General features: G+C 39.9%; 13 protein-coding genes and 1 tRNA gene. 8 read left to right on the top strand and 6 right to left on the bottom strand.

Annotated elements, in window-relative coordinates; all coding sequences use genetic code 11:
- Positions 1–924 precede the first annotated feature (924 nt).
- Positions 925–2,088 (bottom strand): hypothetical protein, encoded by a 1,164-nt coding sequence (locus CRT24_RS11140; protein ID WP_144034566.1) that lies wholly within the window; start codon positions 2,086–2,088, stop codon positions 925–927.
- A 397-nt stretch (positions 2,089–2,485) separates the two neighbouring features.
- Complete coding sequence (locus tag CRT24_RS11130) at positions 2,486–3,250, bottom strand: DUF3667 domain-containing protein (protein ID WP_099371310.1); 765 nt, start codon at positions 3,248–3,250, stop codon at positions 2,486–2,488.
- Between the two features lie 237 nt (positions 3,251–3,487).
- Between CRT24_RS11130 and CRT24_RS11125 the strand changes: the two genes are divergently transcribed.
- Both CRT24_RS11125 and CRT24_RS21245 read left to right on the top strand, forming a co-directional pair.
- On the top strand, positions 3,488–4,630 hold the full coding sequence (locus CRT24_RS11125; protein WP_144034565.1) for a hypothetical protein: 1,143 nt from the start codon (positions 3,488–3,490) through the stop codon (positions 4,628–4,630).
- 524 nt (positions 4,631–5,154) lie between these two features.
- The gene (locus CRT24_RS21245; protein ID WP_257214025.1) at positions 5,155–5,367 is read left to right on the top strand and encodes a hypothetical protein; all 213 of its coding nucleotides are present in this window, start codon (positions 5,155–5,157) and stop codon (positions 5,365–5,367) included.
- 292 nt (positions 5,368–5,659) lie between these two features.
- Here the strand turns inward: CRT24_RS21245 and CRT24_RS11115 are convergent, their stop codons facing one another.
- The 3 genes from CRT24_RS11115 to prmC all read right to left on the bottom strand — a co-directional run bounded on the left by CRT24_RS11115 (position 5,660) and on the right by prmC (position 8,706).
- Positions 5,660–6,202 (bottom strand): hypothetical protein, encoded by a 543-nt coding sequence (locus CRT24_RS11115; protein WP_099371307.1) that lies wholly within the window; start codon positions 6,200–6,202, stop codon positions 5,660–5,662.
- A 741-nt stretch (positions 6,203–6,943) separates the two neighbouring features.
- Positions 6,944–7,016: transfer RNA gene (locus tag CRT24_RS11105), tRNA-Lys, on the bottom strand.
- Positions 7,017–7,803: 787 nt separating this feature from the next.
- Positions 7,804–8,706 (bottom strand): peptide chain release factor N(5)-glutamine methyltransferase, encoded by a 903-nt coding sequence (gene prmC / locus CRT24_RS11095; RefSeq protein WP_257214024.1) that lies wholly within the window; start codon positions 8,704–8,706, stop codon positions 7,804–7,806.
- Positions 8,707–8,762: 56 nt separating this feature from the next.
- Between prmC and ribD the strand changes: the two genes are divergently transcribed.
- Positions 8,763–9,803: a bifunctional diaminohydroxyphosphoribosylaminopyrimidine deaminase/5-amino-6-(5-phosphoribosylamino)uracil reductase RibD gene (gene ribD, locus CRT24_RS11090; RefSeq protein ID WP_257214023.1), complete on the top strand. Its 1,041-nt coding sequence runs from the start codon at positions 8,763–8,765 to the stop codon at positions 9,801–9,803.
- A gap of 519 nt (positions 9,804–10,322) precedes the next feature.
- On the top strand, positions 10,323–11,609 hold the full coding sequence (locus CRT24_RS11085) for a DUF2851 family protein (RefSeq protein ID WP_099371303.1): 1,287 nt from the start codon (positions 10,323–10,325) through the stop codon (positions 11,607–11,609).
- Here CRT24_RS11085 and CRT24_RS11080 read toward each other — a convergent pair.
- Entirely contained in the window at positions 11,606–12,256 is a 651-nt protein-coding gene (locus CRT24_RS11080; protein ID WP_099371302.1) for an ankyrin repeat domain-containing protein, read from the bottom strand. The two genes, CRT24_RS11085 and CRT24_RS11080, sit on opposite strands and share 4 nt — an antisense overlap.
- Before the next feature lie 351 nt (positions 12,257–12,607).
- Between CRT24_RS11080 and CRT24_RS11075 the strand changes: the two genes are divergently transcribed.
- From CRT24_RS11075 to CRT24_RS11060, 4 genes are all read left to right on the top strand, one after another.
- The gene (locus tag CRT24_RS11075; RefSeq protein ID WP_099371301.1) at positions 12,608–13,171 is read left to right on the top strand and encodes a UbiX family flavin prenyltransferase; all 564 of its coding nucleotides are present in this window, start codon (positions 12,608–12,610) and stop codon (positions 13,169–13,171) included.
- 208 nt (positions 13,172–13,379) lie between these two features.
- Positions 13,380–14,645 (top strand): dihydroorotase family protein, encoded by a 1,266-nt coding sequence (locus CRT24_RS11070; RefSeq protein WP_099371300.1) that lies wholly within the window; start codon positions 13,380–13,382, stop codon positions 14,643–14,645.
- Positions 14,646–14,651: 6 nt separating this feature from the next.
- Positions 14,652–15,320 carry a hypothetical protein gene (locus CRT24_RS11065; RefSeq protein WP_099371299.1) on the top strand — a complete coding sequence of 223 codons (669 nt, stop codon included), beginning with the start codon at positions 14,652–14,654 and terminating at the stop codon, positions 15,318–15,320.
- Positions 15,321–15,323: 3 nt separating this feature from the next.
- Positions 15,324–15,998: a DUF4199 domain-containing protein gene (locus CRT24_RS11060; protein ID WP_099371298.1), complete on the top strand. Its 675-nt coding sequence runs from the start codon at positions 15,324–15,326 to the stop codon at positions 15,996–15,998.

Genomic DNA, 15,998 nt, shown 5'->3' with positions numbered 1-15,998 from the left:
TCCATTCTTCCGCCACTGAAAATGAGCGGGCTTCGGCTTCGAAAATTCTTTTAGGCTGTAAAACGCCGTAAAAGTCCGGACTTCATGGTTGCTGGCAGCACGAAAGCCATGGTTGGTGTCCCTGGTTGCCATGGTTGGTGTCCCCACCAACCATCAATTTATTCAATGCCAGGGGCATTATACGCCGTAGGTGTTATATGTTTCTTAAATGCCAGCGGCATGCCATATCTATAGAAAATGCATGGCAAACAAAATTTAACGCCATAGGCGTGACATGTTTGATAATACGATAAGGTTGTTGACATGACTTGAGCTTATTATCACAAAATAAGAATGCCATTTCATGGCAGGATTACGTTACTTTTGAGGCGCAAAAGTAACCAAAACGCTTGCTCATTTAAGGTGGCTTGTCGCGCGAGTCCCAGCAATTTATAGTTCCACCTATCTGAGGTGGTATGTCACGAGATATAATTATATATAATAATATCACCCCGGAATCGTCCTAATATCTAAAATGATATTTCACACTATACAACTCCGCTAGGGTAATGTCATTAAGTTAAGGGAATTTAAATAAAAGAACGTGTCATTCTTGAGCTTTAGCTCAAGAAACTATTTTGTCGCTTTACGTGCTTTCGTCTGTTAAAAGATGCCACACCTAAGGCGTTAGAGTATGTTGTGATTTTTCTGCCATGGAATGGTAAAGAATTTGTGTTATTAGCCCAAGTCAGGCCATTGCCCTCGCCAACGCGCAAGACTTGAGCTAGCTCAGCTGAAGATGGTTGGAGTGGTATATAGCCTTATTTTTTTCTTAACCTAATGACAATGTCCGCTAGGGATGTAACTATATTATTAAATGTGCATATACATCTCAAAAAATAAATCGAGATTAAATGCTAAAGGCAAGAAATATATCTTAATCATCTATGGCATCTCAAAATCAGTAAAAGATGTGAATTTTTGTATGCTAGATTGTTGTAATTCTTTAAATGCGTTGCGGCCGGACATCCTGTATTTTTCGTTTTGCAGTATTATAATATGTCGATTGTAATTATGTGCCGACATGTACGTTACATTCTCTGCTATCTGGATAAAACTTAGGCTACGGGTTGGAGATGCCATACCCATTTGTCCATAATTGTTGGTTCCGGATGCCCAAAGCGTTCCGTTTTCTTTAAGAAAAAAGCAAGTATAGCCCATTGGAAAAACCTCTTTTACCTGATCCGCAATTTGATGGGGATATATTGGATCCATACTGCCACTGGGGCTGACACCAATGCCTTGAGTGCCATTTGCATTCGTTCCGAAAGACCAGGCAGAGCGATCTTGTTTAATTACCATAACATTATTTCCATTGGCACGCACAATTCTCACATCATCCATCACCTTCGCAAAAGTGTGCTGGTTCCCGGTAGTAGGGTAGCCGAGCTTACCATACGAATCATCTCCAGCAGACCAAAGGGTGTTATCATTCTTTAAAAGGTAAATATTGTTAAACCCTACCGCAATTTGTTTGACACCGCTAGCAATTTGAGTAAGCGGCAAATCTTTATTGCTAGATGTTCCTATTCCGAATTGACCATCAGCATTTTCTCCTATAGCCCAAACCGTACCATCAAATTTCAATATCGCCGCAAAATACTGCCCTTCCACGACATCTTTTACATTATCAGCTACTTTTTCCGTTGCTTTTTGATTTGCAAATGCCGGAACTTCATCACTTGGTAAAACAGGCGACCTCCATACGGAATTATCTTTTCTAAGCACATACAGGCGTTCGGCATTATGGGTGTTTGCAATTTTCTTTACATTGGTTTCCAGTTGAAGGTATCCAGCGGCATTTGCCTTCGGTGAAGTACTAAATATACGACCCCTTGCCCAAAGAGTGCCATCTTCTTTAACAATATAGGTGGCATCATCAATGGTATAAATGGGAAATGGTCGTGCTGAGCCACCCCAAACTTGATCTATGTTTTCGTCTTCAATATCATTTTTATCTTTTTTACAAGACTGAAATGCAATAAAATTTATCGTGATTAAAACAAGCCATAAGGTGCCTCTAAAATTTGAAATTGATTTTCTTCTCATGTTCATAATTACTTGTTTACCAAAAATCAGAAGAAAGAGCCAAATCAACATGATTGATGCTTCAGCAAATCATATAATTTTACTAGGAGATACATATACAGATTATCTACATGAGTTTTTAATATCTGATTCTCAATAAATAAAGGTTAAAAATTTCGGTTTTTTAACCCTATAGGGTTGAGTGGCGTAGGGATATTTTTGGTGGCAGGTGGGGACACCAGCCACGGCTTGAAATGGCGGTCCCTTAGCGGAGTCGAAGGGCAAGCCCAAAGCAAAATACCCGATTTATCCATTCTTCCGCCACTGAAAATGAGAGGGGATGGGTGTCCCCAGCAACCACAGCAAACCAACACCATCGGTGTGGCATGTTTGATTACCTTGGCTAATGATTTTTTATTTATAGATTAATGATATCAAAATAATTCATGAGCGATATATATAGTGATGCCAGCACAAAATTCATCGCAATTATTTTGGCAATAACTACCCATAATTTAGACCGTTTTTCATGCATCATGAGAAATCCAAAGATGTTACCAAATAAAAATAAAAATGGAATCATAAATAATGTAAGAAACAGATTGACCCCATCCTTAGAAAATTGGATTTGGAAAGCCACCATGAGCAGATTCAATACATTTACCAAAAGCAAGATAATATTAAGCTGAGCAGCGATATAGGTGTTGGCAAGAAAATGTTCCCAAAAATTGTACTTATTTCTATAAAAAGTTATCCAGGTAATCAAACTTGTAATAGGGATCATAAGGAAGATGAATACGCTGAAATATTTCCCAAGGAACCCGTGTCCAATCAGGTGATCCGCATGCGTATCAGGTTGAATTTTAGCGATCCATAATTGTATTCCCTTGATGATTAACGAGCACATTGTCGTCATGATCAATACAAAGGCAAACGGTCGAAAATAGGGGACACGTTTTCCATCAAGGTAATCCTTTATCATTACACCTGGCCTTGTGAAAAGGCATTTTAAGGTGTAGAAAAATCCTTTATCTACATGGAAAACAGAATGTGGGATATCATGTAGGAAATAATGCGCGTCAATCCGGTGTTCATGGGAGGACTGTCCACATTGGGGGCAATAATTTCCTTTAAAATTAAATTGACAATTTAGGCAAACGGCATTTTCCTCTCGAAGTGACATAAGGCTTATATAGTTAGTTAATTAAATATATAAAAATCAAGTAAGAAAGGAGTTTTTCCTAAGGGAAATAATTTATAGGCTACACGACTAATAGGGTAGAAGTTCGATAAAATTGTATTTAAAGACTTATTTTAGAGTTTAAATTTATATTCGATAATGAATACTCTATATTAATTATATAATTCCATTATAACTTCCACCCATTAATTTCAGATTAACCAGAATTTTTTACGTGTTTTGAGTTACTTAATTATTCATTTAGGAACGGAAGAAATGGGAATAAGATATCTTTTATTTGCGGCACTAGGCTTATTTATGCTATTAGGGTGCAAGAAAAATCATGAAGAACCTGAAAAAGATTGGATTACAAGTGAAAATCAACTACGCATCTTTGCGATAGCTGATGTAACCTATATCATCAAAGCAGACAATAGCCTTTGGGCTCGTGGTGGTGTCTTTACCAATAAAGTAGGCAATAAAGATAAAGGCTTTAAATTGGTCGAAAAAGACGTGAAAAAAGTAGTGGGTGACTGTTGCTCGATGTATATACTAAAAACCGACAATAGCGTCTGGGGTACAACGCATTTCTTTTCATTGTATGATGAATTACCAAATGAAAAAAGACCTTTGGAAAAAATTACAGATGGTGCAATAGATATTTCCTCCGGCAGAAATTTCGTAGCAATCTTGAAAAATGACGGTACAGCTTGGGCATACGGAGAAAATGGTAGTGGTGAATTTGGTATTGGGACAAGATCATACGATCCACTTCCCTTAACTAAAATTGGATCAGATGTCAAGCAACTTGCTACTGGCTACTCAAATATTTATTTATTGAAAACTGACGGAACTTTATGGTCAGCAGGGGATAATATCTATGGTAAATTGGGTTATGTGGCAACAGAGGATCAGAGAACTTTTAAACTGGTAAGTAAGGATATTAAACTTGTTCGGGCTCAAGAGAATAATGTGATCATGATTAATTCTAAAAATGAAGCTTGGAGTTTTGGAAGTAATGTGAATGGTTCTCAAGGTACAGGAGTAAGAAATCAAGATCCAGTTTACCCACATAAAATCGGTGAGCAAGTGGCAAATGCATACCCAAATGGAAGAGCATCTTATTTTTTGAAAACAGATGGAACGCTTTGGGCTTCAGGAAATCATTTACAGGGACAGTTGGTAGTCCAAATCTATGAGAATTCCAATCGATTTACGCAGGTTGCTGAAAATGTGAAAGGAATGACCCTAGAATCGGGTGCAGGTCATTGCATCATTCTGAAAGATAATCAACTTTTAGGGTCAGGAAAAAATAATCAAAGGCAGTTAAGCAATGATCCAGTTGATGCTATCGTTACCTGGACGAAATTCGAATTGCCTTAACCCTTAAAATAAAAATGTTATTTTTTAAATGGTATTTTGGGCGATAATAACTCTGTTTTCTGTTAAAGATAGTGTAGTGGGGGATTAGAGAATTAAAATATAATTTAGTTTCGCTAATTTAAATATTATATTTCAGGCAACGGACGGACGTAAAACAAACCGAAGTGCTAAATCATTCAATATTTAGAAACGGAGAAATAAAGGACTTGACCGAGTTGCAAGTATTATTTGTGGACACTGTAACGACAATTTGCGCCACTGAACACGATATGGGCAAAGCGGATTACAAATTCTGTTTATTTGAATTTAGAATATCAAAATAATTAAATTTATCCTTTTATCGGATTACATCGGCATATTTTGTAAATGCTCCGAAAGAATTTATCGAAGCCATCGTTCTTCCCGAAGTTAAAATATCGAAAACCCTGAAAACCGAATTTGACTACATCCATTTGTTTGTTAAAACACAGTCAGAACAAACTGATATTTTTCCAAAACTGAAAAAACATCTAAAATTGGACGGAATGCTTTGGGTTTCTTGGCCAAAAGGCGGACAATTAGAAACAGACCTAACGTTACCGAAAGTTATCAAGATAGGTTATGAATTTGGGTTGGTAGAAAGTACTTGTTTGAGCATTAATGTAATTTGGTCTGCATTAAAATTCACACACCCGAAAAAAGGAAAAACGTATAATAATAGCCACGCAAAACTGAAATCGAGAACAACGGACCGCTAACAAGTGATCTGGATAATGATTTCTGGAGTATATTCGATTTTGAAAATGAGGAAGAGGAATGGGATGAGTATGGGTTTGAGGACAACGACAATGCGTTTGCTACAGGGGCTACCTTTGATGAAGTGACAATTATAGGGGCATGGATGGAGCAAGATACACTTGAACCTGTCCAGCGAAAAAAAGCGGTCTCCCGGAACGGATTTCGTTTCTACCGATTTTAGGGAAAGGGGATGAGAAGATTTCGATATTGGGGAGTTTTTGTAAGCAAACTCCCTATTATTTTAATATGATGTTAGCGCCTTTCAACAAATCGAATGGCATTCATATGAGGTATTACTAATTTGACCATAAATACCGCAAATGCTATAATATATATACATAAATAACAAAGCAACTCTAAAGTAATATTTGATTCAACTATAGAAATATCCTCCTGCCGCCCAACAATAACTATCAAAAATAATATAACAAATAAGCAAATAATGGAAATAATAGAGGCAGAAAAGAATTCAAGTTTTGTCATCCAATTCCTATTAAATTTAACCTCTTTAAGCTCGTTATTATACCTCAAATATTGTAAATCATACAGTTTTTTGAAGAATGGACGAAATAATGCATGCTTTTCCCAGAACTTGATATATGCATCTATTTGATTATGTGGCACATGAAATCCAAAGGTTTTTTCAAAAGCCTGTGTTCTATCAATTTTCTTCATAACCCTTTTTGGTAACCTAATATATTTATCCGCAGGAACATTGTTATTGTTTGTTTCATTTGAGGGATTTGAAAAAACTTTGATAAATAGTTCGTAGACAATTAATAACACATCTTTCATAATAATCCTATTTATAATTTTTGACTTTTAAGATACGAAATAATATCGGAAACAGCCACCGACTACAAAGGGGTTCCACAGATCTCTAATATCCCATATCGCTTCGATTATTATAAGACCTGAGTTACAAAAGTCCCTATTCTGAATGTTGATTTAGAAGATTTCGATATTGGGGAGTTTGTGTACCGTAGTCCCCAGGCTCAAACCCTGAACCCTCTCCAAATCGAACCCAATATGGGTGCCGTCGGAATATTATTTGAATCCCAGCGAGCGAGGTACTTAGGTTAAGGTCGGTGTCTTCATCGGCCACCATTGTTTCTAAATCATAAAAATTGTTTCCTAATCTTGCGATTAGGAATGAACACGCATGTCGAAGGAAAGGGGGCGATTTTTGGGGGAATTTATTTGTTAAAAGATGCCACACCTAAGGCGTTAGCGTATGTTGTGATTTTTCTGCCATGGAATGGTAAAGAATTTGTGTTATTAGCCCAAGTCAGGCCATTGCCCTGGCTAACGCGCAAGACTTGAGCTAGCTCACCTGAAGATGGCTAGTGTGGTGTATGGCCTTATTTTTTTCTTAACTAAATGACATTGCCCGCTGGGAGTGGTTCAGCCCCACAAACCCCAGGCTCAAACCCTGAACCTTCTCCGAATCGAACCCAATATGGGTGCCTTCGGAACAATTTTCGAATCCCAGCGGGCACAAAAAAAAGCTCAATCGAAAGATTGAGCTTTTTTTTGTGATCCCGCTGGGATTCGAACCCAGGACCCATACATTAAAAGTGTATTGCTCTACCAGCTGAGCTACGGAATCGTTGTTCTTTTTTCGAGAACCCTTCGTTGTTTGAAGTGATGCAAAGGTAGAAAAATCCTCAATATGTGCCAAATGTTTTGTCCTTAAATTTGTATTCTACCGAATAAGTCGCTGTTTTTCAGTTTGAAAAATTTAATAAAAATATTGCCTTGGCATTGTAGGAAGGGCATTTTGATTAAAAAATGGTGCTATTACCTTGCTTTATAGATCCGATAATCAATTTCTCCGACCTAATCCTAAAATTCTTTGATTCAGAAAACCCTGTGCTGATTAATTTTTGCTGGTCCTAGACTAGTCTTGTTCCACTCTTGTTCCACTCTCGTTCCACTCTCAGTCTTCTTTCGTTCGGACCTTGTTCGGACCTTGTTCGGATGTATTCCGAAGCAGCTCCGAACGAGGTCCGAAGGAAGTCCGAACAAGAGACGAACGAGAGTGGAAGGAGGCAGGAAGGAGAGTGGAGGGAGGGCATATAAAAGACAGTAGACATAAGACATAAGACATTAGAATTTGAGAGGCGCCATTGCATGGTTGGTGGAGACACCAACCATGGCGTTCATTGAGTTTGCAAACTGGTTTCAAAGCACAGTCAACCGATCGCAAGGGGCAATGCGCTCGGTGGCTATCGGAGCTTAAGTCAACCCAGCGCAAAGGTCACTGCGCAAGCATTAGCCGAAGCTGGTCCATAGCAGTGGTAGAGTTAAGGTTAGCACATGTTATAGAGAGGATGGGAAGGATTAGAGGAGCAGCACGAAAGTCAAAGCAGCATGGTGGCGGAGCCGAGGCCTAGCTAGTGACCATTAAATTTGCTTGCCTTGATCATCCTCGGTACTCCATTGATATCATTTAGCACCTTAACCTCTGAAAAACCTTTCTTGAACAGGAGTTCTTGGGTTTCTTTTGCGAGGTACTGATTGATTTCGAAATAAAGTGTTCCTTTTTTTTTGAGGTGTTTCAGGGCGAATGAGGCAATGTGATCATAAAATAAGAGTGGAGCCGAATCTTCTACAAATAAGGCCGTGTGTGGCTCGAATTGCAGTACGTTGCGGTGCATATCATTCTTTTCCTGTTGTGTGATGTAGGGAGGGTTGCTGACGATAATGTCAAATAATTCAGTGTCGGCAAAAACCAGGTTCCATTCCAGGATATCGAGGCAACGGAAATTTACTGGACTTTCGTTGTTGTTTGAGTTTTGTCGAGCGATAGCAATTGCTTCAGGGGAGATATCTACGGCCGAAACCTCTGCTTGGTTGAGGTTCTTCTTTAGGCTGATGGCAATACAGCCGGTTCCTGTGCCGATATCGATTATCTGAAGCTCCGGAGATGCATTGTTTTCCTTGATGATAAGATCGACCAATTCTTCAGTTTCTGGTCTTGGAATCAACGTGTCCTCAGAAACAATAAATTCAAGGCCATAGAACGGTGCTTTCCCGATGATGTGCTGAACAGGCCTCCCGGATTTCAGCTGTTGTAGGAATTTCTCGAAATCTGCTGTTGTGTTATCATTGATGTCCGTCTGTAGATTCATGCTGACCTGCGTCCTTGAATATCCCAGAAGATGTTCAGTTACAATATTGAACAAGCTCAGGATTTCATCCTGGTCATAAATTGTTGCTAATTCTGAAAGATACTGCTGTCTTAGGGTGCCAAGGGTCTTCATGGGGTAAAAGTAAAAAACAATTAGCTCAAACATTGAAAATTCTTTTTTCTTATTTCTGTTGTCTTGGGTGTAAGAACTATCTTTGTAGCATGCATGAAGGATATATGAAGCGATGTTTGGAATTGGCTGTGTTGGGCGCAGGCAAGACCAGTCCTAACCCGATGGTTGGAGCGGTGATCGTCCGTGATGACGAGATAATCGGTGAAGGATATACATCGCCTTATGGCGGTCCGCATGCTGAAGTCAATGCCGTACGGTCAGTGATCGATAAGTATGGTGAGGAGAGAGCCAGAGAGCTCTTTGAACAGAGCACGGTCTATGTGAGCCTGGAACCTTGTGCACATTTTGGGAAAACACCTCCCTGTGCGGATATGATCGTCGATATGGGCTTTAAAAAAGCTGTGATCGCTTGCTTGGACCCCTTTGCCAAGGTCAATGGTATGGGATTGCAGAAGTTGCAAGATGCAGGAATTGAAACTGAAGTAGGAGTTTTGGAAGAGGATGCTAAGTGGTTGAACCGTAGGTTTTTTACTAAGTTAAAAGAATTCCGGCCTTATGTAATTCTGAAATGGGCCGAAACATCGGATGGCTACTTTGCGCCCCTTGATGGGCAACGATGGATCAGTAATAATGCCAGCAAGCAGCTGGTGCATAAATGGCGTTCCGAGGAAGATGCCATATTGGTAGGCAAGAGAACCGCCCTACTGGACAATCCTAGCCTTACCGTGCGCGAATGGATAGGCAGAAACCCCAAGAGAATCTTGATAGACAAGAACCTCGAACTGCCTGAAAACTTGGCTATTTTCAATGATGATGCCGAAACGATTATTTTCAATGCCAAGAAAACAGATTGGAAAGGCAACCGGAAATATATTGAGCTCGAGAACTTTGACCTTTATTTACCTCAGCAGATTCTATATCAATTGTATCTGATGGATATTCAGTCGATTATCGTTGAGGGAGGCAAGAAAACGTTGGATCTTTTTATTGCTGCCGGTCTTTGGGATGAGGCGAGGATTTTCATTGGAGCTGATTCTTGGGGTGAAGGGATCAAAGCACCAGAAATCGAAGGTGAGCTGGTCGAAGGAACAATGGTAGGCAATGACAGATTGATGATCATTAGACGGTAGGTTGTAAATTAAGAGGTAACAAACATGCCACACCTACGGCGTTGGTGTTTGAGCGGATTTTCATTTCTATAGATATTTCATGCCGATGGCATTTAAGAGATATTTCATGCCTTCGGCATTTAACCCCGGTGGGGTTTTCCCGCCGTGGCAGGTGTCTTCACCTGCCACTGAAAATATGCCAATGGCCTTTTCTATAATAGTTGCACCCCTACAGGGTTGATGATGGGTCGATAATAGTTCGGGCACTTCGGCTCCGCTCAGGGACCGAACGTCCCGGCGGTTGAGTGTGTTCAAACCAGGAGCCTGATTGCTGGTTGGTGGGGACACCAACCAGGGCTTCTAGTTTGGTGAAGTCACTAACCAGGGCGTCTAGTTTGGTGCATGCACCAACCAGAACATAGTCTAATGTCTTGTGTCTTATGTCTAATGTCTAAACCTATTCCCTTTCCACTATCTCACATCTCACATCTCACATCTCAAATCTATTTTTTCCTATAAAGAAAATAACTATCTTTAAACATGCAAATTCCTGAGCATGTTTTACATTTTATCTGGCGATTCCGGTTGTTTCGTCAGTTTGGGTTGGTCTGTAGAAATGGGGAACGTGTGGAGGTTGTTCATCCCGGGAATTACAATACCGATGCAGGTCCGGATTTTCTGTTTGCCCATCTGCGGATCAATGGACAGGATTGGTATGGACATATTGAAATTCATGTTCAGTCCAGCGACTGGGAGTTGCATGGGCATGATAAGAACAAGTCTTATAATGCAGTGATATTGCATGTTGTTTGGGAGGGGGATAAGGATTGTTATTTAGAGGATGGGGCGTTGCTGATGAGTTTGGGGATGAAGGACTTGGTGGAAAAATCGGTGTTGAACAAAATAGATCGCTTATTGCAGAATAATCATTGGTTACCATGTAGTTATGGATTGAATAATGTTGCTGAATATCAAAAGATCCATGTGCTGAATAGGATGGGTATTGAACGATTGGAGGCGAGGTATGAGACGATCCTAGGCTTGTTGAAATTATACCGGGGAGACTGGGAAAGAGTCTGCTTGAGCTTGATGGCGGGAGCATTTGGGATGAAGGTGAATAGGCAGGTCTTTATGGATTTGAGCGAAATATTGTCCTTGAAGCTGATTCAGAAGATGAAGGGCAATTCAGAGACGGTACAGGCGATTTTCTTTGGTCAGGCGGGTTTCTTAAAAACATACCGGGGAGAGGATCCTTATTTGTTGAAGCTTGTCGACCGCTACAGCTATCTGCAAAGAATACATTCCTTGAATGAGATTTCGGGATTTCAATGGAAGTTCATGCGAATGCGACCATTCAATTTCCCTACGCTGAAACTTGCCCAATTGGCGGCTATGTATTGTAAGTTTTCATCTTGGTTTTCCTTGGTTGTGGGGGCATTGAGCCTAGATGAGCTGAAAGCATGTCTTCGGGAGCTAGAGGTTCCAGAATTTTGGGAAACACATTTTCATTTTGAAAAAGAGACGAGTTCGCATTCTACGGCGATTACTGAGCAATCATTTCATTTATTGGCGATCAATAGTTTTATTCCGCTTCTATTTGCTTATGGGAAATATGTAGGCGACCAGAATTATATGGACCGTGCGATTTCATGGTTAGAGAGCCTGAAGGCAGAAAACAATTCCGTGAGCAGGCGCTACAAGAGGTATGGGCTGACGCTATGTAATGCCTTGGAGACCCAAGCAGTTTTGCACATGCGTTCAACCTATTGCGATCCTAAGCTGTGCCTAGAATGTGGAATAGCCTTGGCTATTATAAAAAGAGATTAAGCTTTCAGAATTTCAGCGATTTCGTTGTATCCTTTTTCAGCAGCCAGATCTGAGGCTGTCTGTCCGAAATCATTTTTGATGGCTATGTTGGCTCCGTGTTCCAAGAGGATAATAATGAGGTCGACATTCCCTTGTTGTGCAGCGAGGTGCAGGGGACTTATCCTTGAGGATTGCAATACATTTACTTCGGCACCGGCTTCGATGAGCATTTTCGCGATATTGTCCTGTCCATTGCTGAATGCAGAATGAATAGGGAATACCTGGTAGCCATTTTGGGATGAGGAGTTCGGATTTGCGCGGTTCCTTAACAGGATGCGGACGATATCTTCCTTGCCGAAATGTGCTGCAATTCCAAGCGGGTAGAAGCCATGGGAGGAGAGTTCGTTGATTACATCAGGTTTTTGATCGACCATAAACTGCACCTGTTCTGTCAGTCCGGCGGCACAGGCTTCATGGATGGTGATGCTCTTGATATATTTTAGGATAACCTGGATGATTTGGTTTTTGTGGTAATAGCAGGCCAACAGCAAAGGAGAAATATCATGGCTTGTATTTTCCTTTACAAGGTCGGGGTTTTGGCTAAGCAATAAATCTAAATCTTGGTGGTTTCCGGTCTCAATATATTCTTCTAGTACTGTCAAACTCATAATCCTAATTTTGCGTTACGAAATAAATAAAAAAAAGTTAAAATAAGGTTACCTCTGCCCAAAAAATCTGCTGTTTCCTATAAAATTTTTTATGTTAATAAATGTAATCTATACAATTTTTTTTGTTCGGGAACGAACATCATTTAATTTTTGTAGCTACTTGTCTACAAAATCATAATTGAGAGTAGTAGTTTTATAACTTTTCTGATGATTTTTTTACTTTTGTAATGCCCTCCCCAAGGGCATGTTTTTCATAGGTAGATGTAGGGTCGAATTAATCTAATTCGACCCTTTTTTTATAAAATGGTTTTTTGGCGGTCTGTATTCGATAAGGTTTCATAGTTTTGTAACATGAGGAAGAAAAAAGTTGTCGTAGCAATAACCGGTGCGTCGGGTTCCATTTATGCAAAAGTATTGTTGGATAAATTGGTTGGATTGTCGGATCAGATTGAGTCGGTCGGCTTGGTGATGTCTGATAACGCGAAGGATGTTTGGCAATTTGAGCTAGATAACAAGAGCTATGAACAATATGATTTTCCTACCTATCAGAAGAATGATTTTATGGCGCCCTTTGCTTCGGGTTCTGCGAAGTATGACACGATGTTTGTGGTTCCATGTTCGATGGGTACCATGGCAAGGATAGCTCATGGAATATCTTCTGACCTTACGACACGTGCAGCCGATGTCATCCTTAAGGAGCGCCGCAAGCTGATATTATTGACCCGGGAGACCCCGCTCAGCAGCATACATATCCAAAATATGGCCTTGATTACCCAGGCAGGAGGCATTATCTGTCCTGCTTCACCATCTTTTTACAGCCGTCCGCAGACCTTTGAGGAGCTTGCGTCGACAGTAATCGACCGAGCATTGGACATTGCGGGCTTTGACTTGGATACATTTCGCTGGGGAAAATAGCTTTTTCTGTTTTTTATCCTTGTATTCCCGTGAATTTTGTACTTTTGTTTTTTAATGAAACAGCTGTTATTATCTTCGATTAAGGGGTATTTATACTTGAAGAAGGTTTTTGAAAATGCTCATTGGAAAAAGACCTTTGGATCAATTGCTGGTTTCTACGACTTAAACACGCGCATTCAGCACAATTTTTTGATTTTCAATTCAATTCATGGCTACAATATTAATTAATTCTGCGACTTTGGTTTCGGCAGGACATCCACTGCATTTGTCTACTGTTGACCTTCTTGTTAAAAACGGGAAGATCGAACAGATAGGGAAGAAGATTAAGTCTGATGACAAGAAGATTCAGGTAATCGATGGTAAGGATGCTTTCTTATCCGTAGGTTTTTTCGACATGAACGTCAATTTCGGAGAACCGGGATATGAAACAAAAGAAGATATTCAAACAGGTACTGCAGCATCTGCAGCTGGAGGTTTTACTGCTGTTGCAGTTCAACCGAATACCAATCCTCCAATCCACAGCCGTTCTGAGGTAGCATTGATCGTCAATTCTGCAAAGGGGAATCTGGTCGATGTACTTCCAATAGGTACAGTGAGCAAGAAGAGGGAAGGGAATGAATTAGCGGAGCTTTATGATATGAAAATTACAGGTGCTGTTGCTTATAGCGACGGTACACATAGCATTCAACAAGCAGGTCTGATGTCCCGTGCTTTGCTTTATGCAAAAGGATTCGGTGGTCTGATCATGGCTTTTCCAGAGGATGATTCCATAGCAGCAGATAGCAAGATGAATGAAGGGGAGGTCAGTACATACCTAGGTATGAAAGGAATCCCAAACCTAGCTGAGTCTGTCATGATCTCAAGGGATCTGTTCCTTGCAGAATATAATGAATCTCCAATCCATTTTTCTACGATTTCTACAGAAGAAGGGGTTGATCTGATCAAGAAAGCAAAAGCAAAAGGAATCAAGGTAACCTGTGACGTGGCTGCTCATAACTTGGTATTTACCGATGAGGACGTCAAAGGATTTGATTCGAATTATAAAGTGAGTCCTCCATTGCGTACCAAGAAAGATGTGAAAGCCTTGATCAAGGGATTGAAGGATGGTGTGATAGATGCTGTTGTATCACAACATACTCCGCAAGAGATTGAATTCAAGCAGGTTGAGTTTCAGATTGCCAAGAATGGTATAATCGCAGCGCAGACAGTTCTTCCATTGTTACTTAAGGCAGGGTTAACTGTTGAGACGATCGTGGAAAAATTAGCTATAAACCCAAGAAAGGTGCTAGGATTAGACATTCCCGTGATTGCTGAGGGTGAAGAAGCTAATTTGGTGTTGTTTAGTCCATCTAAAAAATGGATATTTGATAATAAGACCAATAAATCCAAATCTGCTAACAGTCCTTTATTTGGTCAGGAATTGACAGGTCAAGTGATAGCAGTCATAAACAACAATAAATTGCACATCAATTAATAAAATATGGATATCAAAGTAAAAAAAGCATTAGAGGCCGCAGTAAACAACTACGCTTCTGTAGAACAAATTGATGGACAGGCGATCTTTCCTGGATTGGCTGAGGCCTTTGAGCTTGAAAAGCCATTTATGGAGAAGGTTGAAGCCATGGATGCTGTATTTGATGATAATCAGCGCTTTGAAGAATTGCGCGAGTATACATTTGATCTCTTGATGATCAATTTCTTTGCTGAGGATGTTCAGAAATTGGAGGAAGATTATCTGGACTCTGAAGAATGGGAATCTATCGAGGAAGAAACTTTGGATCGTGGATCAGAGCTTTTGAATATCTTACTATACTTAAGGGAATGTGCTGATGATGATGTTGAACCATCGTTGGATGATTTTCTGAAAGAGTTCTTATTGGTTGAAGAAGATGAATTTCAGGATGAATACCGGATTTATGAAAAAGTAATCGCGAATCAAATTTTGGTCGATAGTGAGTATTCTGAGATTGCGAAGGTTTCTGCAACTATTTCGGAAGATGACGAACTTGTTGATTTGTTCTATCCTTTGTTTTCATTCTTCAACGAACAAAACCCTAACCAGGCGCAATTGGAATCTTATGCTGAGGCAGGTTCTAACAAGGCCTTGGACATTGCATTGTTGCAACTAATCATAAATTATAACTCATAAATCATGGATTCTACTTATTCACCTGAAGTTAATGTAAAGAAAAAGGCCATTATCTATGGCGTCATCTTAGGGGTAATCTCTTTGGTTCTTTCCATTATTTCACTTTATTTTTCCAAGACAGCAACATCGATTGTTTTTTCATCGGTCATCAATATTCTAATCAGTTATGTGTTGTTTTTAGCTGCTGCAGTTTTTTTTACGCTTCAATTGCGAAAAGCTGTTGGCGGTTATTGGGACTTTTCGACAGCATTGAAAAATATTTTCATTATGCTTGCCATCACTACTGTGGTTGGGACAATCGGTATTAATTTATTCAATGTTGCTTATCCAAATCTACAATTTGAGGCTATTGAAAATACCCAGAACCTCACGATTGAAATGATGGAATCAAACAACATTCCTGATGAGCAGATAGACACTACTTTGGAGATGTTGGACCAACAAAAAGAAGCATTAGGTTCTTTGTCGATTGGTCAGATATTAAAAGGTATGGCGATATCAATTTTGCTATATTTTATTTTGGCATTGATTTTTGCCGCTATCTTCAAGAGAGAGAGGCCAATGTTCAGAAAAGCTGGATCTGAAGAAGCGCATCCTTGGCAAGATAATGCCAACAACGCAAACCCTGGAATTGAGGATCAGAACCGTAACATCAACAATCCAGATAACAACGCATAA

It is taken from the genome of Sphingobacterium sp. 1.A.5, assembly GCF_002734235.1.
Classification (GTDB): Bacteria; Bacteroidota; Bacteroidia; order Sphingobacteriales; family Sphingobacteriaceae; genus Sphingobacterium; species Sphingobacterium daejeonense.
The sequence above is the reverse complement of the archived record's forward strand: the minus strand, read 5'-3'. Positions and strand labels throughout refer to the sequence as shown.